Genomic DNA, 20,083 nt, shown 5'->3' with positions numbered 1-20,083 from the left:
CGCGCATTGCGCGGCAACGGCTTCGCACGCCCTGATGAAAGGCCAATGCCATGTCTGCCGCAAAGCCGCTCTGGACCACATTCCTCCGCTTTCTCGCACCCCTGATGCTGAGCAACGCGCTGCAATCGCTGTTCGGCACCGTCAGCAACGTCTATCTCGGCCAGATGGTCGGCGTCGGCGCGCTCGCCGCGGTCTCGGCGTTTTTCCCGGTGATGTTCTTCCTGTTCGCCTTCGTCATGGGCCTCAGCACCGGCGCCACCGTGCTGATCGGCCAGGCCTTCGGCGCCGGCGAGCATGGCCGGATCAAGATCATCGTCGGCACGACACTCGCCGTCGGCCTGCTGCTCTCGATAGCGATTGCACTCGTTGGCGGGATCTTCAGCCGGCCCCTGATGGTGATGCTCGCCACGCCCGCGGACATTCTCGATGAAGCCAGCGCCTATGCGCGCATCATGCTGTTGACGATGCCGCTCGGCTTCATCTTCCTGCTGATGACGGCGATGATCCGCGGCGTCGGCGATGGAGTGACACCGCTGCTGGCGCTGGCCTTGTCGACGGCGATCGGCCTGATCCTGACGCCGATGCTGATCCGCGGCACGTTCGGATTGCCGGTGGCCGGCATCACCAGTCCTGCCTGGGCGGCTGCGATCGCGAACACGCTGACGCTGATCGTGCTGGCTGCCTATCTGCTGCGGAGAAAGCACGCGCTCGCGCCGGATGCGACGCTGCTGCGTCACCTCCGACTAAACGGCGCCGTGCTCGGCAAAGTCCTCGGGATCGGCCTGCCGAGCGCGATCGGCATGGTGGTGATGGCGATCGCCGAGCTTGTGCTGCTCGGCCTCGTCAACGGCTTCGGCTCGAATGCCACCGCGGCCTATGGCGCCGTCAACCAGGTGATGGGCTACACCCAGTTCACGGCGATGTCGATTTCGATCGCGGTCTCGATCCTCGGCGCCCAGGCCGTCGGCGGCGGCGACCGGGCCCAGCTTGACGGCATCGTGCGGATGGGCCTTGCGTTCAATATCGTCCTGACCGGCGGGTTGGTGGCGCTGATCTACCTCGCGCCACGCGCGGTGCTCGGTATCTTCATCACCGACGGCGCCGTGCTGGATCTGGCGAAGGGATTGCTCAACATCGCCTTGTGGAGCTCGGTGCCGTTCGGGCTCGCCACGGTGTTCTCGGGCGCAATGCGCGGCGCCGGCGTCGCGTTGACGCCGATGCTGCTGTCGATCTTCGCGATCGCCGCAATCGAGCTGCCGGCTGCAATCATCCTCAGCCACACGGTCGGCCTGACCGGCGTGTGGGCCGCCTATCCCATCGTGTTCTGCGCCATGTTGATTCTGCAGATGGGCTATTACCATCTGGTGTGGCGCAAGCGGGCGATGCAGCGCCTGATCTGACGGTCAAAGTATTATGACCGTCATTAAACGATAGACCTGTGGCGCGGCCTGCGCCACAATGAGAAAAAGCCGCTCAGAAAGCCAGGCCAGGGAGAATGATTTTGACCCGCACCGCCCCGCAATTCCTGTTCGATTTCGGTAGCCCCAACGCCTATCTCAGCCATCTGGCGATTCCAGCCATCGAACAGCGGATCGGCGTCAAGTTCGAATATGTGCCGATCCTGCTCGGCGGCATCTTCAAGTCGACCAACAACAAGTCGCCGGCCGAGACGCTCGCCGGCATCAAGAACAAGCGGGAGTTCCAGCAGGTCGAGACCGAGCGCTTCATCAAACGCTTCCATGTCCAGCCCTATGTCTGGAATCCGCACTTTCCCGTCAACACGCTGAACCTGATGCGCGCAGCGATCGCAGCGCAGCTCGAGGGCGTGTTCGAGACATATGTCGAGGCCACCTTCCACCACATGTGGCGCGAGCCGAAGAAGATGGACGATCCCGAGATCGCGGCGAAGGCGCTGGCGTCGTCTGGTCTCGATGCGCAAAAGCTGTTCGCCCGCGCCGGGGAACCCGAGGTGAAGGCCAAGCTGATCAAGAACACCGAGGAGGCGGTCGCCCGCGGCGCCTTCGGCTCGCCGACCTTCTTCGTCGACAATGAAATGTTCTTCGGCAAGGAGCAGTTGCGCGAGGTCGAGGAGATGGTGTCGGGAAAGTGAAGCGCGCGAATGGCGAGTAGCGAATAGCGAGTGGAAATCGCGCCCACTATTCGCTACTCCCTATTCGCCATTCGCCAATAGTAAAAGCGGAGTTCTCCCATGCGCATCCTCGTGGTCGGCGCCGGCGCCATCGGCGGCTATTTCGGTGGCAGGCTGTTGCAGGCCGGCCGCGACGTGACCTTCCTGGTTAGGCCTCGCCGCGCCGACGAGCTCGCGAGCGCCGGCCTCGTCATCAAGAGCCCGAACGGCGATGTGACCTTGAAGAACCCGCCGACGGTTCAGGCCGACGCAATCAAGGACACGTTCGACGTCGTGCTGCTCAGCTGCAAGGCATTCGACCTCGACGATGCCATCAAGTCGTTCGTCCCCGCGGTGGGGCCGAACACCGCAATCATCCCGATGCTCAACGGCATGAAGCATCTCGACACGCTGGACACGAAGTTCGGCAAGGAGCGCGTACTCGGCGGCCTCTGCGCCATTGCGGCCACGCTGAACGAGAAGCGCGAGGTGGTGCAGCTCCAGCCGATGCAGTCGCTCAGCTACGGCGAGCGCGACGGCGGGATGTCGGACCGGGTGAAGGCGATCGACGAGGCCTTCAAGAGCGGCATCAATGGCGCCAGCGCCAGCCAGAACATCATGCAGGACATGTGGGAGAAGTGGGTGTTCCTGTCCTCGCTCGCAGCAAGCACCAGCCTGATGCGGACGTCCGTCGGCAATATCCTCGCCGCGCCCGGCGGCCGGGAGTTCCTGCTCGGCATGTTGGATGAGACCAGCGCGGTTGCCACGGCGTCCGGCTATCCGCCGGGCGGCCCGTTCTTCGATCGCGTCAAAGGCAATCTCACCACCGAGGGCTCGCCGCTGACGGCGTCGATGTTCCGCGACATCAAGGCCGGCCTGCCTGTCGAGGCCGATCACGTCATTGGCGATCTCATCGCGCGCGCCGACTCCGCCAAGGTGCCGGTGCCGAAGCTGCGCATCGCCTATACGCATCTGAAGGCGTATGAGAGGCAGCGGGCGGGGTAGGGCGTAACCACACATTCGGTGTCGTCCCGGGGCTCGCGACTGTGTCGCGCCCCGGGGATGACGAGCTGCGATTGACGAAACAGCTCAGCGCTATTTCAAGTGCGCGAGATAGTGCGAGACGGCGGTGATCTCCTCATCGCTCATGTGATAGGCGACGTCGGCCATCGCGGCGACGCCGCCGCCGACACGCTGGCCGGCCTTGTAATCGTGCAGCGCCTTGACGAGATATTCCTCACGTTGCCCCGCGAGCCGCGCCACCGCCTTGGTGCCGGCATAGCTGTCGGTATGGCATGAGCCGCAGCGGCGGCCGGCGGCCACCTGCGCCCCCTTCTTCGACAGGTCGGGATCCCCGTCTTCGGGTCCCTTCGGCGGCGCCAGCGAGGCGAAGTAAGCGCCGAAATTGCGGATGTCCTCGTTGGTGATCCCTTCCACGATCGGCTGCATCTGATCGTTCTTGCGCGCGCCGGCGCGGAAGAACACGAGCTGCCATTGCAGGAATTGATCGGGCTGGCCGGCGAGCGAGGGGATGTTCTCGGTCTGCGAAATGCCGTTCTCGCCGTGGCAGCCGGAGCAGGCGGCGGCCTTCTCCTTGATCGCGGCATTGTCGGCGGCCGTAGCCGGGATGAAGGCGTCGAGCGTCAGGAGCGCAACCGCGCTGATTGCGTGCGAAATGATCTGCCGGCGCATGGGGGAGGATTCCGATCTATCGAGCTCGTCATTCCGGGGCGTGCGGAGCACGAGCCCGGAATCCATAACCACGAGCCGGGGTTATGGGTTCCGGACTTGCGCTGCGGCGCAATCCAGAACGACAGCATGAGGCACTGAAACGGAAGAAGCTGCGGCCGTCACCCGGTCGCAGCTTTCTCCGTCAGGTCGCGCTACTTCTTGCTGTAGCTGATGCGATAGATCGCGCCGGCCCAATCGTCGGCCACAAGGATTGATCCGTCCTTGGCGATGATGATGTCGTTGGGACGGCCGAGATAGCCCTGGTCACCCTCGAGCCAGCCGGAGGCGAAGACCTCCCGCTTCGGGTTCTTGCCGTCAGGCCCGACGATCACCCGCACGATGCGCGCGCCCTGGTACTTGTGGCGATTCCAGGAGCCGTGCTCCGCGATCAGGATGTTGTTCTTGTAGTCGGCGGGGAACTGGTCGCCGGTGTAGAACTTCATGCCGAGCGGTGCGACATGGGCACCGAGGTTCAGTACGGGCGGCGTGAACTCGGAGCATTTGTGGCCCATCGCGAACTTGTCGTCAGGCAGATTGCCCTGATGGCAATAGGGATAGCCGAAATGCTCGCCGATCCGGTTGATCATGTTCAGCTTGTCCGAGGGCAGATCATCGCTGATCCAGTCGCGGGCATTCTCCGTGAACCAGAGCTTGCCGGTGCGCGGATCGACGTCGCCGCCGACCGAGTTGCGGACGCCGAGCGCCCAGATTTCGGCGTTGCCGGTCTTGGGATCGACGCGCCGGATCTGCGACACGCTGGTCGGCGGAATGCCGATGTTGAAGGGCGGGCCGAACGGCAGGAAGAACCAGCCTTCCTTGTCGACCGCGATGTACTTCCAGCCATGCGCGGCATAGGACGGCATGTCGTCATAAACGACCTTGCCCTGGCCGAGATTGTCGAGATTGGCTTCGGCGTTGTCGTAGCGGATCAGCTTGTCGACGGCGATGACATAGAGCGCGCCGTCCTTGAAGGCGAGACCGGTGGGCATGTTCAGGCCCTTGAGGACGGTCTTGACCTCTTTCTTTCCGTTGTTGTCCTTGATGGCATAGACGTTGCCGAGACCGAACGAGCCGACGAACAACGTGCCCTTGTCGCCCCAGGCCATCTGCCGCGCGGCCAGCACGCCGGAGGCGTAGACCTCGATCTTGAAGCCCGGGGGCAGCTTGATCTTCTTGACGATGTTGGCGAGCTCGGCGTCGGAGGCGCCGGTCGGCGGGCCCGACGGCGGCGCGAGGCCCTTCTGCGCCTCGGTCTCGTCACCAAGGAACCAGTCATCCGGCGGATGGGTCCAGAACTCCTTGGTGCTGGAATCGTATTTCTTCAGCGGCTTGTTCTTGTCCTGCTGCTGCGCGTTGCCGGCGCCGGTCCCCGCGAGAAGGGCCACGGCTGCAAGCGCCAACACGGATCGATGGAACATCGATGTCATCGCATCACTCCCCTAAGGCAGCCATCAGGGCTGCGCATTATTTTCTTTTGCTAGTCGAGAGGCGAAGTCTTGAGCCCGTCGGGACGACAGGCGCAAAAAGGTTAGCACATCTGCCCATCGTGAGAAGCGCGCCGGATGCAGCGCGGCTGCGCGCAGCAAAAATTGAGACGGAATGTCAATGAACGGATGAACGCTGCGACGACCGCGCCTCGCGCTGCAACGCGGAATCAACAGCGCGCGCGCAACGTCGTCAGGCGGTCCGCCGGGGTGGGCATACAAAAGTGCGAAAACAACCCCATGCACAGTAGAACTGCGCAAGTTGATCCGCGCGCGGTGACGCCGGACAATCATTTGAAGCGTCGAGTAAAATAATCGCGGCGCTCACGGGGCGACGGGGTAGGGTCCGTCGTCGAACAGCGTGTCGTGGTAGCCTTTCGATCCGACCTCACGCGCCAGCGTGCTGCGGACGTCGCGGCCATCGCGCAGGCTGCGCAGCACATGCGCGAAGTCGAATTCGGGTCGCCAGCCGAGCTCCCGCCGCGCGCGCTCGTTGACATAGACCCGGTCAATCGCGGGGAAGAGCCGCCAGCCGCGCGCCGCATAGAGCTGCGCGCACTCCGGATAGAGCTCGCGCACGACGCCGGCGGCATCGCGCGCCAGCGCTCCGAGATGACGTTGCTCGAACGGGCTCGTCGCCGAGACGATGTAGCGGGCGAAGCCGATGCCGGGCGCGCGCTCGACGGCGAGCAGATGCGCGCTTACCGCGTCCGCGATATCCAGCCGGCGGTAGAGCAGCTCGTTGGCCTGCGCGTTCTCCAGCGTGTAGGCCGACCGCATCGCCGGATCGTCGTCGTCCTCCGGAAAGAAGCGCGAGGTCCGCAAGGTAACGATCGGTAGCGCGCGCTCGCGAAAGAACAGCTCGCAGAGGTTCTCGGCCATCAGCTTGGTCGTGCCGTAGATGTTCTTCGGCACCGATGGCAGCTCCTCGGTGACCCACACCGCCGCCTGTCCCGCCTCGGGCCGCAGCTGCGAGCCGAATGCGCTGGTGGTGCTGGTGAAGACAAAGCTCTTCACGCCGGCCGCGACTGCCGCCTCGAGCAGGTTCAGCGTTCCTGACACGTTGGTGTCGACAAAATCCTGCTTGGAATGGGTCGCCACATGCGGCTTGTGCAGCGTCGCGGTGTGGATCACGGCAATGACGCCGTCCATCTGGCGCCGCACGAAGGCGGGATCGACGATGGAGCCGACGGCATCGGTGAAGGGGGAGGGCTTGAGATCGACGCCGCGGGCGGGCGACCCGCGCCCACGGAGCGTCCGCAGGACCGCCTCCCCGAGATGGCCAGCGCTACCGGTGACCAGGATTGTCATTGCAAGTCTCGCCCGCCGTTGCGCTTGGCTTTTTGCTCTTCGTATTGCGCCTGGAGCATTGGATTGCTCGTCTCGCCTGCGACTGTGTCTGCGTTGCCGCCGTCCAGGCCCGGCGCGGCCTTGATCCCGTCGGCGATGTTGCTCTCCAAGCCCTTGCGGATGAATGGCTTAAGGTAAGCATCAAGTTTGCCCTTGCCCGGCTCTTCGAGCTCCTGCGTCAGGGCTGCGAGATACTGAACTTTGTCCGTGGCGGCCCAATCGATGCTGATGCCTGCACGCCGCGCAAGTTCCGCATGGATCAGCATGATAGTGCGGCCATTGCCGTCCAGGAATGGATGGCCATAGGCGAGATAGCCCATCACTTCGCCGGGCTTTTCCGCCATGAACGCCTCGTCTTGTCCCTTCTCCAACGCGTAGTCGATAGCTTTGCGGATGAATTGGGATGGGCGAAGATCACAGAGCCCTTCTTTACGAAGATGTGGGACGCGTTCGTATGACGGTCCTCTCCAGCCCAGGGGAACACTCCTTCAAAGAACGTTTTGTGTGTTTGGAGGACATCGGCGTAGCTTAGGGAAGGCTGCGCCTTGAGATGATCCAAGGCTGCATCGATGCCGGTCAGAAAGGAATTGTGCAGGAGGCGCTGAACGATTCCGGGATCTTTGGCCTTCGCGACGTTGCGCAAATAACCGCGCGTCGCAAAATCTCCAAACGGATCAAACGTCACAGACGGCTTTCGCGAAGATAGCGCGCTTGAAGACGCACCGCTTGGACACGATCCAAAATCCCGGCGCGCTGGAGTGCGACGATGGTATTCTCGATAGGATCGAAATTCACGTCATCGCCGGAGAGCCGCGTCACGTGATGGGCAAAGACATCGTTCGATGTCGCGATCACTGCCACGTTGTTAGCGGCCGCCAACCGCTGGATTACACCAGCGGTATACTGGGCCTTGGTGGCGGAGCGCTGAGCAGACATGGAAACTCCTCTCCCCAAATATAGTGAACCAAGGCCTGAGAATCCATTGAGTTGCTGCCTTCCCGGCGTCTTCACTTGCCCGTAAACTACCGAAAGACCTTCAAAATTGCTCCGGCCTCGGTTTGAGGCCGCTCTCGCAAGCGCGGACAGCAAATCGCCGTACGAGGCGGCTCATGCCCAACAACAGCTCGCGCTTGCCCTTTGGAGTCTTTGAGGCTCATACAATGCTCTCCGAGGTTGGAGAGCGCTTCCTAGGCCAGCCTAGGAAAAACTGGAGCGGGCGAAGGGGCTCGAACCCTCGACCCCGACCTTGGCAAGGTCGTGCTCTACCACTGAGCTACACCCGCATCCTGTGTCGGTCGCGTGACGCGCCGACAACGGCTGTCGTATGCCAAAAGCGGGAGGGGAATGCAACAGCTACAGGCGGCCTCAATTCGCAATTCGGACCCCGTATGGAGCCCGAAGCCGGCCAAATCGACCGGAAACGTCTCGGAACCGGCGAATCGGGGTGCCTGGATTGAAATTCGGCCCATTCGGCCCAATTTAGGAGCCGACCACAAGCATATGACGCGGCGGCGTGCTAAAGAGCCGCCATTCCAGACATGACGAGGGAATCCCGTGACGATCATCGACCAGGGTAACGGAGCGGCGGGCCCGGCTGCGGCCGACCTGATCAAGGACACCACCACCCAGACCTTCGTGAAGGACGTCATCGAGGAATCGAAGCGCCAGCCCGTGCTGATCGATTTCTGGGCGGAATGGTGCGGCCCCTGCAAGCAGCTCACCCCCGTCCTGGAGAAGGCGGTGAAGGCGGCCAAGGGCAAGGTCAAGCTGGTCAAGATGAACATCGACCATCATCCGGCGATCCCGGGCCAGATGGGCATCCAGTCGATCCCGGCCGTGATCGCCTTCGTCAACGGCCAGCCGGCCGACGGCTTCATGGGCGCGGTGCCGGAGAGCCAGGTCAACGCCTTCATCGAGCGGCTGACCAAGGGCGTCACCGCGCCGGGCGAGGTCAACGTCGCCGAGATCGTGCAGGAGGCCGACGCGGTGCTCGCCGAGGGCGACGCGGCGGCGGCGGCGCAGATCTATGCCGAGGCGCTGCAGCATGATTCCACCAACATCGCGGCGCTTGCGGGCCTTGCGAAGTGCTACGCCGTTTCCGGCGCGATGGAGCAGGCCAAGCAGACGCTGGCCATGGTGCCGGAATCCAAGCGCAACGACCCGGCCGTGAAGGCGGTGCAGACCGCGATCGATCTCGCCGAGCAGGCGAAATCGCTCGGACCGGTTGCCGAGCTGGAACAGAAAGTCGCCGCAAACCCGCTCGATCATCAGGCCCGATTCGACCTCGCCACCGCGCTCAACGCCCAAGGCAACCGCGCGGCGGCGACCGAGCAGCTGCTCGAGATCATCAAGCGCGACCGCAAATGGAACGACGACGGCGCCCGCAAGCAGCTGGTGCAGTTCTTCGAGGCCTGGGGCGGCACGGATGATGCAACCGTCGAAGGCCGCAAACGTTTGTCGACGATCCTGTTTTCGTAACGGCCTTTTTTGAGCATGATCTGTTCGGAAAACCGCTCCACACTTTGCGCTAACGCGGTCCTTCGGATCCGGATCATGCGCTAGCAACGCCAGGGGACCGGGCAGATGCCGATCAACATCGAATATCGCGGGCCCGCCGACCTCCCGGAGATCATTCCGGTCTTCCCGCTGCCGGGCGCGCTGCTGCTGCCCCGCGGTCAGATGCCGCTCAACATCTTCGAGCCGCGCTACCTTTCGATGGTCGACGATTCCTTCCGCGACGGCCATCGCCTGATCGGCATGATCCAGCCCGACATCGCGCATTCGCGGAAGGATTCCGACAAGCCGGCGCTGTTCCGCGTCGGCTGCGTCGGCCGCATCACCCAGCTCGCCGAGTCCGGCGACGGCCGCTACATCCTCGAGCTCACCGGCGTTTCGCGCTTCAAGGTGGTCGAGGAGCTCGAGGTGCTCACCCCCTACCGGCAGTGCAAGGTGGACTTCTTCGCCTACGTCGACGATTTCACCGCGCGCCGCGGCGAGGAGGAGGTCGACCGCGAGGCGCTGCTGGCGGTGCTGGCGGACTTCCTGAAGGCCAACAACCTCAAGGTCGACTGGGAGGGCGTCGAGAGCGCGCCCAATGAAGCCCTCGTCAATGCGCTCGCGATGATGTCGCCTTACGGCCCCGCCGAGAAGCAGGCCATGCTGGAGGCGCCCGACCTGAAGACCCGCGCCGAGATCCTGATCGCCGTCACCGAGATGGACCTCGCCAAGAAGCGCACCAGCGGCGACCCGCCGCTGCAGTGATCGTCAAGCGACCCAAAGCGCGATGCGATTAGGATGAATCCTCATCGCGCTTTGGGTTTTTTGGTTTGAGCATGATCTTTTCGGAAAACCGCTACACACTTTGCGCTGACGCGGCCCTTCGGGTCCGGATCATGCTCTATGCGGCAAACTCGCCGGCCTCGGCCTTTCGATCCGCAAGCCGCGCGATCGTCGAGGCCCGTATCGGCGGGCTGAGGTGGAAGCCCTGGGCCTCGACGCAGCCCTCCTGGCGCAGGATGTCCAGCTGCTCGGCGGTTTCGACGCCTTCGGCGGTGGACGTCTTGCCGAGACTCGTGGCGAACTGGACCACGGCCCGCGCGATCCGATGGGGCTCCTCCATCGGACTGGACAGCTCGCTGACGAAGCTGCGATCGATCTTGATCTTGTCGAAGGGAAACTTCTGCAGAAAGCTGAGCGACGAATAGCCGGTGCCGAAATCGTCGAGGGCAATCCGCACCCCGAGCTCGCGCAGCTGGCTGAGTGCTGCGAATACGGTCCCGCTGTCATGCATGATGACGGTTTCGGTGACCTCGAGCTCGAGCCGGTCTGAAGCAATCCCCGACGCCGCCAGTGCGCTCACGATCGTCGACACGAGCTCCTTGCTCCTGAATTGCGCTGGAGACAGGTTGATCGCGATCTTCAGGTCGGAACGCCATTTTGCCGCTTCGGCACAGGCGGTTCTCAACACCCATTCCCCCAGCGGCAGGATCAAGCCAGTTTCCTCCGCGACGGGAATGAATTCGCCGGGCGAGACCAGACCCCGCTCGGGGTGATGCCAACGCAGCAACGCCTCGAAGCCACAGGTCTCGCCGCTCTTCAAATTGACGAACGGCTGGTAGTGGAGCTCGAATTCGCTCCTCGCAAGCGCCTTCCGCAGATCCCGCTCCAGGTTGCGGCGCGCATGCAGGAGCCGGTCCAGCTCCGGCTCGAAGAAGCGGAATGCACCACGTCCGCCGCTCTTGGCCGAGTAGAGGGCAAGATCTGCGCTCCTGAGGATCGTGTCGGAATCGGCGCCGTCTCGGGGCGCAAGGGCGATCCCGATGCTGGTGCCGACAATGACCTGATGATCGCCGAGATCGAACGGCTCGCTGAGCGCGCCATGGATCGCCTCGGCGAGAGAGGCCGCGTCCGCAGCCGGATTGGTCACGTAGTCGACGATTGCGAATTCGTCGCCGCCCAGTCGGGCGACGAACGTCGTCTCCCTGATGCAATCCAGCAAGCGCGCCGCGACTGAGCGCAGCAGCAGGTCGCCCGCCGGATGTCCGAGCGTGTCGTTGACCTCCTTGAAGCGGTCGAGGTCGAGCAGGAGAACCGCCAGATGGAGATTTCCGCCACGCGTATCGGCGAGTGCAGGCTCCAGACGCGCCTTGAGCAGCACGCGGTTCGGCAACTCGGTGAGCGCATCGTGTTCCGCCATGTAGGTGATCTTCGCCTCGGACCGGCGTTGCTCGGTGACATCCAGATGCGTAGCCACCCAGCCGCCGCCGGCCATCGGCTGCCGCGTCACGCAGATCAGCCGCCCATCGGCGAACGCATCGATGCGGCTCGAGACGGCATGGATCGGCAGTGCTTCGAGCCTGGCGATCTGCCGTTCGGCGGCGAAATCGCTGGCCTCGCCTTCGAGTATGCCGCTGGTGACGCGATGACGGATGATGTCGCGGTGCGGAGTTCCCGCACGCAGCAATTCCGGCGGCAGCCGGTACAAACGGGCGTAACGCTCGTTGCAGATGACGAGCCGCTTCCCGGCGTCGAACATGCAAAGGCCCTCGACCATATGGTTGATGGCCGTGTCCAGCCTCAGCTTCTGTTCCTTGAGCTCGTTCTGCGACCCTTCGAGCTGCTGCCGGGCGATGGAGAGCTGGCTGATGATCTCCTCGAACCTGGCGGTTCTGGTCGCCAGACGACGATCGGCCAGCACTCCGATCAGGCTCATGCCCAGCACGGACAATGCGACGCCGGCGATGGCGAGCGCGAGGAAGGCCGGAGACAGCGAAAGCGTATCGGTCGCGAGCGCCGGATCCGGTGTGATCTGCACGGCGCCCATGGCCGTGAAGTGATGCGACACGATGGCGAGCGTCAGCAGGGTGGCGGCTGCCAGCGTGCCGCTATAACCCTGACGGGTGAGCGCTGCCGCCAGCGCAGCGTAGCCAAAACACATGCCCAGAACGATGGAGAGGAGCACGAGGTCCACGGACCAGGAGACTCGGCCCGGCACTTCGAGCGCCCACATTCCGAGATAGTGCATGCTGGCAATGCCGCCACCGATGATGACGCCGCCAGCCGCCGCGCGCCAGGGGCCGGACGTGACGACCGCGACGCCGAAGCCGACCGAGGTCAGCAGCATTGCCGCCGCGAGAGAGGACGCCGTCAACACGATGCCGTAGCCCGTCGTGACCCCGGGCTCGTAGGCGAGCATCGCGACGAAATGCGTAGCCCAAATGCCGTATCCGATGGCCGCGCCGGCAATGGCGATCCAGATCCACCGGGTTCTCCCGCGCGTTGCGATCGCGCGGTGGAAGATGCTGACCGCGACGATGCTGGCAACGAAGCAGACCAGAGCAGCGAGCACGACGAGCCGCCAATCGTGTTCGGCCGTAAGGCAGGAGAAAACGCGGAACATTCAGTTTCGCCCCATCGTCGATATTGTTGATGTTTGTCGATGCTGGACCGGCTAATCGCCCTTCGCGTTAATTTTGTGCCGCGCCTGATCGCATGCTTAGCGGCTTGCCAACACCGTCCGTAAAATTTGATCTGTGGGGCTAACACGTTCCGCGCGCCGGTCGCGCCGGAAGCCCGCTGCGCGCGTTTGCGGATGACTGGAGATGGACGCGGATGCGCTTGCGTCCGGTGATCATCGCGCTGCAGGAGTCCCATCAGCGCCACGCCAGCAACGTGGAGCACGAAAGGGACGAGACGGCATCCGAAGAATGCCTGGTCGATCGGTAACGGATCTGGTCCGCTTTAGATGAGTTCTAGTACCCGGCAACCGACATCACGACGACCGCACTGAGCGCCATCCAGCCGAAATGCCGGCCCCGCGTCGCCCAGGCGTTGGCGAGGGCGGAGCAGCCGAACACGCAGGCCATGGTCGCGACGATCCAGTGACGAGCCGGCTCCGATTGCATCCACGGCGCCGCGATCAGCAGCACGCCACCGCCGATCCAGGCCACGGTCGAGGCCTGCCACACCAGCCGGATCAAGGTGCGGAGGCGCTCCGGCTCGATGCGCGCGCGGGCGAAGACCTTAGCTTCGCCGAGGTAGCCGTGAACGAGCGCAACGGCGATGGTCACGACGCCCGCACACTGGAGCAGCAGATCCCGCATCGACGCCTCCATACACTCATGTATGTTTCGATAGCGTCTGGCCAAGCGCTTGTCAATACACTAGTGTATGGTGCGCTTTTCGGGAAACGACATGAACCAACAGCTCTCCGCTGACGATTGGACTGGCCAGGGCCTCAAGGCCCTGGCCAAGAGCGGCTTCACGGCCTTGAAGGCCGAGCCGCTCGCCAAGGCCATGGGCGTATCGCGCGGCAGCTTCTATTGGCATTTCGCCGATCTCGCCGCGTTTCACGCCGCGGTGCTGAAGCGCTGGCGCGAGATCGCGGCCGAGCGGATCATCGCCGACGTCGAAGCCGCCGGCGACGAGCCGGTCAAGATGCTGCTGCGGAGATCCTTCGGCGCGCGGCTCGACCTCGAACGCGCGGTGCGCAATTGGGCGGCGTTCGATGCTAGCGCGCAAGGGGCGGTGCGTGCCATCGATCGCCGCAGGCTCGATTATATCGAGGAGCTGCTGCAAAAGCGGGGGCTCGCCCCGGCACCGGCGCAGGCCCGCGCGCAGATCCTGTACTGGACATTTCTCGGTTTCGCCCTGTCAGGCCCGTCAATCCCGGCCGCGCGGCTGCGGACCATCCTCGACGAGCTCCTGGCGATGGTCTCCGCCTAAAGCGCGATGGCGGGCGCGAATTTCTATGCTAAAGGCAAGCAAGTGCCGGAGACTTCCATGAACGCGCCCACCGAACGTCCCGAAGCCAGCGTCGATCCAAAATTGCTGGAGATCCTGGTCTGCCCGCTGACCAAGGGCCCGCTGGAATTCGATGCTGAGCGGCAGGAGCTGATCTCGCGCAGCGCCAAGCTCGCTTATCCCATTCGCGACGGCATCCCGATCATGCTGCCGGAAGAGGCGCGCAAGATCGATTGATAACAGCGAGTGGGGAGTGGCGAATGGCGAATGGGTCCACTCGCCACTCGATACTCACCATTCGCCCTTACAACGCCTCGCCCTTCAACAGCCGCGGCACCTCGCCGGTGAGGCCTGCGGCCTGGCGGATGAAGAGGTTCTTCAGCGGCGGGGCGCGGTCGACGAGGCCGAGGCCGATGTCGCGCACCGTGCGCAACAGCGTCGACTGGTTGGAGAACAGGAAGTTCAGCGAGTTGGTGGCGACGCCCATCGCCATGGTGTCGAACCGGCGCCAGCGCTGGTAGCGTTCGAGCACGTCCGCCCCGCCGATATCCAGGCCGAGCCGCGCGGCATCGACCACCACTTCCGCCAGCGCAGCGACGTCCTTCAGGCCCATGTTGAGGCCCTGGCCCGCGATGGGGTGGATGACATGGGCAGCGTCGCCGACCAGCGCGAGGCGCTCGGCGATGAAGGATCGCGCGACGAAATAAGACAGCGGAAACGCCCGCGGCTTGTCGAGCACCTTGACCTCGCCGAGATGCAGGCCGAAGCGCTGCTCGAGCTCGGCGTGGAATTCCTCGTCGCTGAGGGCGATGATGCGCGCGGCCTCAGTGCGGCGCTCGGTCCACACCAGCGAGGAGCGTTTGCCGGTGAGCGGCAGGATCGCGAACGGGCCGGCCGGCAGGAAGTGTTCCTCGGCGCGGCCCTCGTGATCGCGCTCGTGGCCGACGGTGACGACGATGCCGGACTGATCGTACTCCCAGCCATGAGTGACGATGCCGGCGCGCTCGCGCAGCTTCGACCGCGCGCCATCGGCGGCGACCAAGAGGCCCGCCGCGATCACGCTGCCGTCGCCGAGCGTCACCTCGATGCCGTCGGTGCGCGCATCGTAGGAGGCGACCGGGGTGGCGCGAAGATCGATGCCGTCGGCCTCGGCGCGCACCACCAGCGCGTCGATCAGGCGGCGGTTCTCGATCATATGCGCGAAGGGCTCGCCCGGCGCGACGTCGCCGGCGAAGTTCAGGAATACCGGGCGGGTGGCGTCCTCGAGCTTGGAATCGGTGACGACCATGTCGAGGATCGGCTGGGCCTCGCCCCGGACGTCGTCCCAGGCGCCGATCGTCTCGAACAGGCGGCGGCAGGCGGCGACGATCGCGGTGGCGCGGGGGTCGCGGCTCGGCCGCGTGCCGAGCGCGGGATCGGCGACGATGATTGGGATCTCGGGCCCGAGCCCCTGGCGTAGTGCCAAGGCCAGCGCAAGGCCGGCAAACGCGCCGCCACCGATGACAATGCTACCCTGTACCGACATACCAAAGCTTCCCGGACAATTCTCGGTCTTGCTAGCAGACTTGAGCTGGGCGAAACAGTGCGGTGAAACGAGGACCGCTAGCCCTTCGTTCCGTCATTCCGGGGCGCGCAACGCGCGTACCCGGAATCCGGAGGTTTATCAGCTCGAGATTTTCGGGTTCGCACCGCGTGCGCCCCGGAATGAGGCATCACTGGAAAGCACCATCATGTCCAAAGGACTGATCGACCTCATCGGGATCCTCGACCTCGAGCAGCTCGAGGTGAACCTGTTCCGCGGCAACAGCCCGAAGACGAGCTGGCAGCGGGTGTTCGGCGGCCAGGTGATCGGGCAGGCGATGGTCGCGGCCTGCCGCACCGTGGAGGGCCGGCTGCCGCATTCGCTGCATTGCTATTTCATCCTGCCGGGCGATCCGCAGATCCCGATCATCTATCAGGTCGAGCGCCTGCGCGACGGCAAAAGCTACTCGACCCGCCGCGTCACCGCGATCCAGCACGGCAACGCGATCTTCTCGATCATGGTCTCGTTCCACGCCGAGGAGGAGACTGCGTTCGACCACCAGGACAAGATGCCGGACGTGCCGCCGCCGGAAAAGCTCACGGCGGAGGAGGTGGCGAAGCAGCCGATGTTCAAGGAGATGCCGGACTTCATCCGCCGGTATTACGAATCCGATCGGCCGATCGAGCTGCGCCCGGTCGAGCTCGGCCGTTATTTCGGCCAGAAGATCGACGACGGCCGCATCCACGTCTGGATCAAGACCGCCGCCAAGCTGCCCGACGATCCGGCGCTGCACATGTGCGCGCTCGCTTACGCCTCGGACTTCTCGCTGCTCGATGCGATCATGGCGCGCTATGGCCGCACGCTGTTCGACAAGCGCATGATGCCGGCGAGTCTCGACCACGCGATGTGGTTCCATCGCCCGTTCCGCGCCGACGAATGGCTGCTCTACGCGCAGGATTCGCCGAGCGCGCAATCGGGACGGGGGCTGACCCGCGGCTCGATCTTCAAGCCGGACGGCACGCTGGTCGCCTCCGTCGCGCAGGAAGGCTCGGTGCGCGAACGGAAGGCCTGATCGCTTCAAGCAGCGCCTGAAGCGTTCGGATCATGCCCCGAGCGAGCCGCGCGGCGCGAGCTCGGTCTGCGAGGCGAACCAGTTCATGATCCAGCGGTACACCCACGGGATCGGGATGATGAAGCACATCAGGATGGCGGCCACGATGCCGCGCCAGAGGATATCGAGGCCGCTGCCCTTGAACACGATCTCGCGCCGGGTGCCCTCGACGTTGCGGCAGAACCAGCGCATCTGGGCCGCGGCCACCCAGGCCCAGCCGATGATGGTGATGATGGAAATCGCGAACAACAGATTCCAGCCGATATAGGCCCAGACCGAACCGGTGAAGCTGAGGCCCAGCGGCTGCTCGTTGGAGGCGAGGTTCGCGACCATCCATTTGATCAGGAGCCAGTAGAGCACGATCTGCACGATGAACAGCAGATTGCTCAATATCTCGCTGCCGACGAAGCCGAGCGCGATGGCGAGAACGATGAAGCCGAAATACCACGGCACCAATGTCATCGCATTGCCGGTGAAGCTGAGGTTCGGCCGCCCAGGGACCTTCACGCAGGAGACGATCCATCTGGTGTACCAGACGAAGGCCCAGGGCGCCGGGATGACGAAGATCATTCCGATCAGCAGGACGATGCTGCGCCAGGTGAATTCGAGGATGCTGAAATCGACCGAGAGCGATCCACCGCTTGCATAGCCGGCAGCGCCGCCATAGCCACTTCCGCCCGTCGGGACCATCGGCGGCGCACCGCCGCCGATCAGGCCGGGAATTTCGGCGGCCTTCTGCCAGCCGGCCATGCCCTCGGTCCAGACCAGGGTGTCCGGACGCACGACGCCCTGCGCAACGAGGTCGCGGAATTGCCCTTCCGGAAAGGGCCCCTGCTGCTTGCCCTCGGATGCGTAAAACCAACTCGCCATGGAACGTCCCCCTCGAAGTTACGTATGTACCGGCCGGGACGCTTCGGTTCACGCGTGGGTTCACCGCATCCATGCCAAAAATGCATTGTGAATGATGAACAGCTGCCCTGTACAGAGGCGGCCGTTCACATGATCGCCCTTGGCCAAACGTTTTTCCGCTTCAATCTGCAACTTTTTTGTGCCATTTGCCCGGAAAGATGCCAGATTGACGCAGCGCCGGGGACATACGGCGCGGCGCATCCCGGGGAATAGGCCTGACCATGAAACTCGTCGTCGCGATCATCAAACCCTTCAAGCTCGATGAGGTCCGCCAGGCCCTAACGGCGATCGGCGTGCACGGCATGACCGTGACCGAGGTGAAAGGCTATGGCCGGCAGAAGGGCCACACCGAGATCTATCGCGGCGCCGAATATGTCGTGAACTTCCTGCCGAAGCTGCGCATCGAGATCGCGGTCGCTTCCGACGTCGCCGACAAGGCGGTCGCCGTGATCACCGCGACGGCGCGCACCGGCCAGATCGGCGACGGCAAGATCTTCGTCACGCCGATCGACCACGCGCTGCGCATCCGCACCGGCGAGACCGACAGCGACGCGCTTTAACACAAATTATTCTTCGATCGCACCGGGCAACGACGCCACAGCGTGCGACGCCAATTGATGCCGGGGGGAACGATATGGCGGGATTGTCGCGCCGCGCAGCTGCAATGGCTGCGCCAATCGGATTTGTGTCCGCCATGGCTTCGCCGGCGCACGCGGCGGCCAACGAGATCAGCACCGCCGACACCGCCTGGATGATCGTCGCGACAGCGCTGGTGCTGATGATGACGATCCCGGGGCTTGCGCTGTTCTACTCCGGCATGGTGCGCAAGAAGAACGTGCTCGCCACCATGGCGCAGAGCCTGGCCGCGGTAACGCTGATCTCAATCCTCTGGGTGGCGTTCGGCTACTCGCTGTGCTTCGTCGGCGACGGCCCCTGGATCGGCACGCTCGATCGCTGGTTTCTCGCCGGCATGACCATGGACAGCGTCAACCCGGCGGCGAAGACGATCCCGGAATCGCTGTTCATGCTGTACCAGATGACGTTTGCCATCATCACGGTGGCGCTGGTCGCCGGCTCGGTCGCCGACCGCATGCGGTTCTCCGCCTATCTCCTGTTCTCGGTCGCCTGGTTCATCTTCGTCTACATTCCGCTGGCGCATTGGGTGTGGGGCGGCGGCTTCCTCGCCAGCATGGGCGTGCTCGATTTCGCCGGCGGTCTCGTCGTGCATCTGTCGGCCGGCACCGGCGGCCTCGTTGCAGCCAAGGTGATGGGACGCCGTCACGGCTACGGCACCGAGAATCTCTCGCCGTTCGATCTGTCGCTCGCAGTGATGGGCACCGGCCTGTTGTGGGTCGGCTGGTTCGGCTTCAACGGCGGCTCGGCACTCGGAGCGAACTCACGCGCGGTGATGGCGATCATCGCGACCCATCTGGCCGCCTGCGCGGGCGCGCTGACCTGGGGCGCGATCGAATGGGCGACGCGGCGCAAGCCCTCGGTGCTCGGCATGATCTCCGGCGCGGTCGCAGGTCTCGGCACCATCACGCCGGCCTCGGGCTTCGTCGCGCCATGGCACGGCATCGTCATCGGCATCATTGCCGGTGCGCTCTGCTACTGGGCCTGTACCTGGCTGAAGCACCGCTTCGACTACGACGATTCGCTCGACGTCTTCGGCGTCCACGGCATCGGCGGCCTGACCGGCACCCTGCTCGGCGGCGTGTTCGCCACCAGCGCCATCGGCGGCACCGCCGGCCTGCTGGAGGGCCATCCGCAGCAGCTCCTGATCCAGTTCTATGGGGTCGCCGTGACCTTCGTCTGGTCGGCGGGCGTCAGCTTCATCCTGCTCAAGCTGGTCGGCCTGTTCGTGCCCTTGCGCGTATCCCGTGAGCACGAGCTGGAGGGTCTGGATATTTCGCAGCACGGTGAAGCCCTGCAGTAGGCGCCGACGCTACGTAAATACCGCCTCGCTGCCCGACACGTGAGCAACATTGTGTCGGGAGCCTGTCTTGCCCTTATTTTCAGCAGGCGTGACCACGTTTTGAGCGCGACGTAATAGCGCACTGCATCGCAGCACCCGCCAAAGGCGAAAACCCCCGTCTTCATAGTCCGTTAGGCAATCCGCCTGATCTGGCACGGCATTTGATTCTAGGGGTCCGGCTGTGCCCGCGTAGTGAAACTTCTCCCTCGTGGCGAACCAGTCGAGAACGCCCGGCCACGTCCGGACCGGGCCCAAGCGGGGATAGGACCCATGAAAATTGTTATGGCGATCATCAAGCCATTCAAGCTTGAAGAAGTCCGTGACGCCCTGACCGCCATCGGCGTTCACGGTCTCACGGTGACGGAAGTCAAGGGGTATGGCCGCCAGAAGGGCCATACGGAAATCTATCGCGGCGCCGAATATGCCGTGAGCTTCCTGCCCAAGATCAAGATCGAGGTCGCTGTCGCCTCCGACCAGGTCGACAAGACCATCGATGCCATCACGTCCGCGGCGAAAACCGGACAGATCGGCGACGGCAAGATCTTCGTCATCAACCTCGACCACGCGGTGCGTATCCGCACCGGCGAGGCCGATGCCGCGGCCCTCTGATTTCGCGCTCAACCTTATCCAA

General features: G+C 64.1%; 21 protein-coding genes and 1 tRNA gene. 11 read left to right on the top strand and 11 right to left on the bottom strand.

The features are described 5' to 3' along the window. The first annotated feature begins 50 nt into the window (after nt 1-50). From I6F09_RS26850 to panE, 3 genes are all read left to right on the top strand, one after another. Nucleotides 51-1,400, top strand: coding sequence for an MATE family efflux transporter (locus I6F09_RS26850; RefSeq protein WP_225157714.1), 1,350 nt, complete (start codon nt 51-53; stop codon nt 1,398-1,400). Nucleotides 1,401-1,501: 101 nt separating this feature from the next. Then, on the top strand, nt 1,502-2,110 hold the full coding sequence (locus I6F09_RS26845) for a 2-hydroxychromene-2-carboxylate isomerase (RefSeq protein ID WP_225157713.1): 609 nt from the start codon (nt 1,502-1,504) through the stop codon (nt 2,108-2,110). A gap of 99 nt (nt 2,111-2,209) precedes the next feature. Then, on the top strand, nt 2,210-3,133 hold the full coding sequence (gene panE / locus I6F09_RS26840) for a 2-dehydropantoate 2-reductase (protein ID WP_225127941.1): 924 nt from the start codon (nt 2,210-2,212) through the stop codon (nt 3,131-3,133). 90 nt (nt 3,134-3,223) lie between these two features. Here the strand turns inward: panE and I6F09_RS26835 are convergent, their stop codons facing one another. From I6F09_RS26835 to I6F09_RS26805, 7 genes are all read right to left on the bottom strand, one after another. After that, a complete protein-coding gene (locus I6F09_RS26835) occupies nt 3,224-3,820 on the bottom strand; it encodes a c-type cytochrome (protein WP_225157712.1) in 597 nt (198 codons plus the stop codon). A 191-nt stretch (nt 3,821-4,011) separates the two neighbouring features. Then, entirely contained in the window at nt 4,012-5,286 is a 1,275-nt protein-coding gene (locus I6F09_RS26830) for a PQQ-dependent sugar dehydrogenase (RefSeq protein ID WP_036003007.1), read from the bottom strand. A gap of 381 nt (nt 5,287-5,667) precedes the next feature. Continuing rightward, nucleotides 5,668-6,654: an NAD(P)-dependent oxidoreductase gene (locus tag I6F09_RS26825; protein WP_225189452.1), complete on the bottom strand. Its 987-nt coding sequence runs from the start codon at nt 6,652-6,654 to the stop codon at nt 5,668-5,670. Further along, nucleotides 6,651-7,037 carry a Fic family protein gene (locus I6F09_RS26820; protein ID WP_249784627.1) on the bottom strand — a complete coding sequence of 129 codons (387 nt, stop codon included), beginning with the start codon at nt 7,035-7,037 and terminating at the stop codon, nt 6,651-6,653. The genes I6F09_RS26825 and I6F09_RS26820 overlap by 4 nt, the downstream gene beginning before the upstream one ends. Next, a complete protein-coding gene (locus tag I6F09_RS26815; protein WP_225189451.1) occupies nt 7,013-7,378 on the bottom strand; it encodes a hypothetical protein in 366 nt (121 codons plus the stop codon). The genes I6F09_RS26820 and I6F09_RS26815 overlap by 25 nt, the downstream gene beginning before the upstream one ends. Then, complete coding sequence (locus tag I6F09_RS26810; protein ID WP_036003012.1) at nt 7,375-7,629, bottom strand: hypothetical protein; 255 nt, start codon at nt 7,627-7,629, stop codon at nt 7,375-7,377. The genes I6F09_RS26815 and I6F09_RS26810 overlap by 4 nt, the downstream gene beginning before the upstream one ends. Before the next feature lie 272 nt (nt 7,630-7,901). After that, nucleotides 7,902-7,976, bottom strand: a tRNA-Gly gene (locus I6F09_RS26805). A gap of 271 nt (nt 7,977-8,247) precedes the next feature. On the opposite strand from I6F09_RS26805, the gene trxA reads away from it, so the two are divergent. Then, on the top strand, nt 8,248-9,171 hold the full coding sequence (gene trxA, locus I6F09_RS26800; RefSeq protein ID WP_025033093.1) for a thioredoxin: 924 nt from the start codon (nt 8,248-8,250) through the stop codon (nt 9,169-9,171). Between the two features lie 105 nt (nt 9,172-9,276). Beyond that, nucleotides 9,277-9,954 (top strand): LON peptidase substrate-binding domain-containing protein, encoded by a 678-nt coding sequence (locus I6F09_RS26795; protein ID WP_036003016.1) that lies wholly within the window; start codon nt 9,277-9,279, stop codon nt 9,952-9,954. A gap of 136 nt (nt 9,955-10,090) precedes the next feature. Here I6F09_RS26795 and I6F09_RS26790 read toward each other — a convergent pair whose 3' ends face one another. Next, nucleotides 10,091-12,592, bottom strand: coding sequence for an EAL domain-containing protein (locus tag I6F09_RS26790; protein WP_225189450.1), 2,502 nt, complete (start codon nt 12,590-12,592; stop codon nt 10,091-10,093). A 352-nt stretch (nt 12,593-12,944) separates the two neighbouring features. Continuing rightward, on the bottom strand, nt 12,945-13,295 hold the full coding sequence (locus tag I6F09_RS26785; protein WP_036003036.1) for a hypothetical protein: 351 nt from the start codon (nt 13,293-13,295) through the stop codon (nt 12,945-12,947). Between the two features lie 91 nt (nt 13,296-13,386). On the opposite strand from I6F09_RS26785, the gene I6F09_RS26780 reads away from it, so the two are divergent. Both I6F09_RS26780 and I6F09_RS26775 read left to right on the top strand, forming a co-directional pair. Beyond that, a complete protein-coding gene (locus tag I6F09_RS26780; RefSeq protein WP_225189449.1) occupies nt 13,387-13,917 on the top strand; it encodes a TetR/AcrR family transcriptional regulator in 531 nt (176 codons plus the stop codon). A gap of 57 nt (nt 13,918-13,974) precedes the next feature. Further along, nucleotides 13,975-14,172 carry a Trm112 family protein gene (locus I6F09_RS26775; RefSeq protein ID WP_036003042.1) on the top strand — a complete coding sequence of 66 codons (198 nt, stop codon included), beginning with the start codon at nt 13,975-13,977 and terminating at the stop codon, nt 14,170-14,172. 67 nt (nt 14,173-14,239) lie between these two features. Here the strand turns inward: I6F09_RS26775 and I6F09_RS26770 are convergent, their stop codons facing one another. Then, complete coding sequence (locus I6F09_RS26770) at nt 14,240-15,460, bottom strand: ubiquinone biosynthesis hydroxylase (RefSeq protein WP_036024268.1); 1,221 nt, start codon at nt 15,458-15,460, stop codon at nt 14,240-14,242. Between the two features lie 205 nt (nt 15,461-15,665). On the opposite strand from I6F09_RS26770, the gene tesB reads away from it, so the two are divergent. Beyond that, the gene (gene tesB / locus I6F09_RS26765) at nt 15,666-16,529 is read left to right on the top strand and encodes an acyl-CoA thioesterase II (RefSeq protein ID WP_036003028.1); all 864 of its coding nucleotides are present in this window, start codon (nt 15,666-15,668) and stop codon (nt 16,527-16,529) included. A 30-nt stretch (nt 16,530-16,559) separates the two neighbouring features. On the opposite strand, the gene I6F09_RS26760 is transcribed toward tesB, so the two are convergent. Further along, nucleotides 16,560-17,438, bottom strand: a complete 879-nt coding sequence (locus tag I6F09_RS26760) for a DUF4339 domain-containing protein (RefSeq protein ID WP_036038878.1) — start codon at nt 17,436-17,438, stop codon at nt 16,560-16,562. 260 nt (nt 17,439-17,698) lie between these two features. On the opposite strand from I6F09_RS26760, the gene I6F09_RS26755 reads away from it, so the two are divergent. The 3 genes from I6F09_RS26755 to I6F09_RS26745 all read left to right on the top strand — a co-directional run bounded on the left by I6F09_RS26755 (nt 17,699) and on the right by I6F09_RS26745 (nt 20,061). Continuing rightward, nucleotides 17,699-18,037, top strand: coding sequence for a P-II family nitrogen regulator (locus I6F09_RS26755; protein ID WP_008142802.1), 339 nt, complete (start codon nt 17,699-17,701; stop codon nt 18,035-18,037). A 74-nt stretch (nt 18,038-18,111) separates the two neighbouring features. Next, nucleotides 18,112-19,413: an ammonium transporter gene (locus tag I6F09_RS26750; protein ID WP_225189448.1), complete on the top strand. Its 1,302-nt coding sequence runs from the start codon at nt 18,112-18,114 to the stop codon at nt 19,411-19,413. A gap of 309 nt (nt 19,414-19,722) precedes the next feature. Further along, nucleotides 19,723-20,061: a P-II family nitrogen regulator gene (locus tag I6F09_RS26745; protein ID WP_008142813.1), complete on the top strand. Its 339-nt coding sequence runs from the start codon at nt 19,723-19,725 to the stop codon at nt 20,059-20,061. Nucleotides 20,062-20,083 lie beyond the last annotated feature (22 nt).

This window comes from Bradyrhizobium sp. IC3195 (assembly GCF_020193585.1).
In the GTDB taxonomy this organism is placed as follows: domain Bacteria; phylum Pseudomonadota; class Alphaproteobacteria; order Rhizobiales; family Xanthobacteraceae; genus Bradyrhizobium; species Bradyrhizobium yuanmingense.
This window is presented reverse-complemented; position numbering and strand designations above follow the sequence as displayed.

What these genes read in the sequence shown, in the direction of transcription:
- I6F09_RS26850 (WP_225157714.1), top strand. Translation starts at nt 51, where the DNA reads ATGTCTGCCGCAAAGCCGCTCTGGACCACATTCCTCCGCTTTCTCGCA.
- panE (WP_225127941.1), top strand. Translation starts at nt 2,210, where the DNA reads ATGCGCATCCTCGTGGTCGGCGCCGGCGCCATCGGCGGCTATTTCGGT.
- I6F09_RS26835 (WP_225157712.1), bottom strand. Translation starts at nt 3,820, where the DNA reads ATGCGCCGGCAGATCATTTCGCACGCAATCAGCGCGGTTGCGCTCCTG.
- I6F09_RS26830 (WP_036003007.1), bottom strand. Translation starts at nt 5,286, where the DNA reads ATGACATCGATGTTCCATCGATCCGTGTTGGCGCTTGCAGCCGTGGCC.
- I6F09_RS26825 (WP_225189452.1), bottom strand. Translation starts at nt 6,654, where the DNA reads ATGACAATCCTGGTCACCGGTAGCGCTGGCCATCTCGGGGAGGCGGTC.
- I6F09_RS26820 (WP_249784627.1), bottom strand. Translation starts at nt 7,037, where the DNA reads ATGGCGGAAAAGCCCGGCGAAGTGATGGGCTATCTCGCCTATGGCCAT.
- I6F09_RS26810 (WP_036003012.1), bottom strand. Translation starts at nt 7,629, where the DNA reads ATGTCTGCTCAGCGCTCCGCCACCAAGGCCCAGTATACCGCTGGTGTA.
- I6F09_RS26795 (WP_036003016.1), top strand. Translation starts at nt 9,277, where the DNA reads ATGCCGATCAACATCGAATATCGCGGGCCCGCCGACCTCCCGGAGATC.
- I6F09_RS26790 (WP_225189450.1), bottom strand. Translation starts at nt 12,592, where the DNA reads ATGTTCCGCGTTTTCTCCTGCCTTACGGCCGAACACGATTGGCGGCTC.
- I6F09_RS26785 (WP_036003036.1), bottom strand. Translation starts at nt 13,295, where the DNA reads ATGCGGGATCTGCTGCTCCAGTGTGCGGGCGTCGTGACCATCGCCGTT.
- I6F09_RS26780 (WP_225189449.1), top strand. Translation starts at nt 13,387, where the DNA reads ATGAACCAACAGCTCTCCGCTGACGATTGGACTGGCCAGGGCCTCAAG.
- I6F09_RS26775 (WP_036003042.1), top strand. Translation starts at nt 13,975, where the DNA reads ATGAACGCGCCCACCGAACGTCCCGAAGCCAGCGTCGATCCAAAATTG.
- I6F09_RS26770 (WP_036024268.1), bottom strand. Translation starts at nt 15,460, where the DNA reads ATGTCGGTACAGGGTAGCATTGTCATCGGTGGCGGCGCGTTTGCCGGC.
- tesB (WP_036003028.1), top strand. Translation starts at nt 15,666, where the DNA reads ATGTCCAAAGGACTGATCGACCTCATCGGGATCCTCGACCTCGAGCAG.
- I6F09_RS26760 (WP_036038878.1), bottom strand. Translation starts at nt 17,438, where the DNA reads ATGGCGAGTTGGTTTTACGCATCCGAGGGCAAGCAGCAGGGGCCCTTT.
- I6F09_RS26755 (WP_008142802.1), top strand. Translation starts at nt 17,699, where the DNA reads ATGAAACTCGTCGTCGCGATCATCAAACCCTTCAAGCTCGATGAGGTC.
- I6F09_RS26750 (WP_225189448.1), top strand. Translation starts at nt 18,112, where the DNA reads ATGGCGGGATTGTCGCGCCGCGCAGCTGCAATGGCTGCGCCAATCGGA.
- I6F09_RS26745 (WP_008142813.1), top strand. Translation starts at nt 19,723, where the DNA reads ATGAAAATTGTTATGGCGATCATCAAGCCATTCAAGCTTGAAGAAGTC.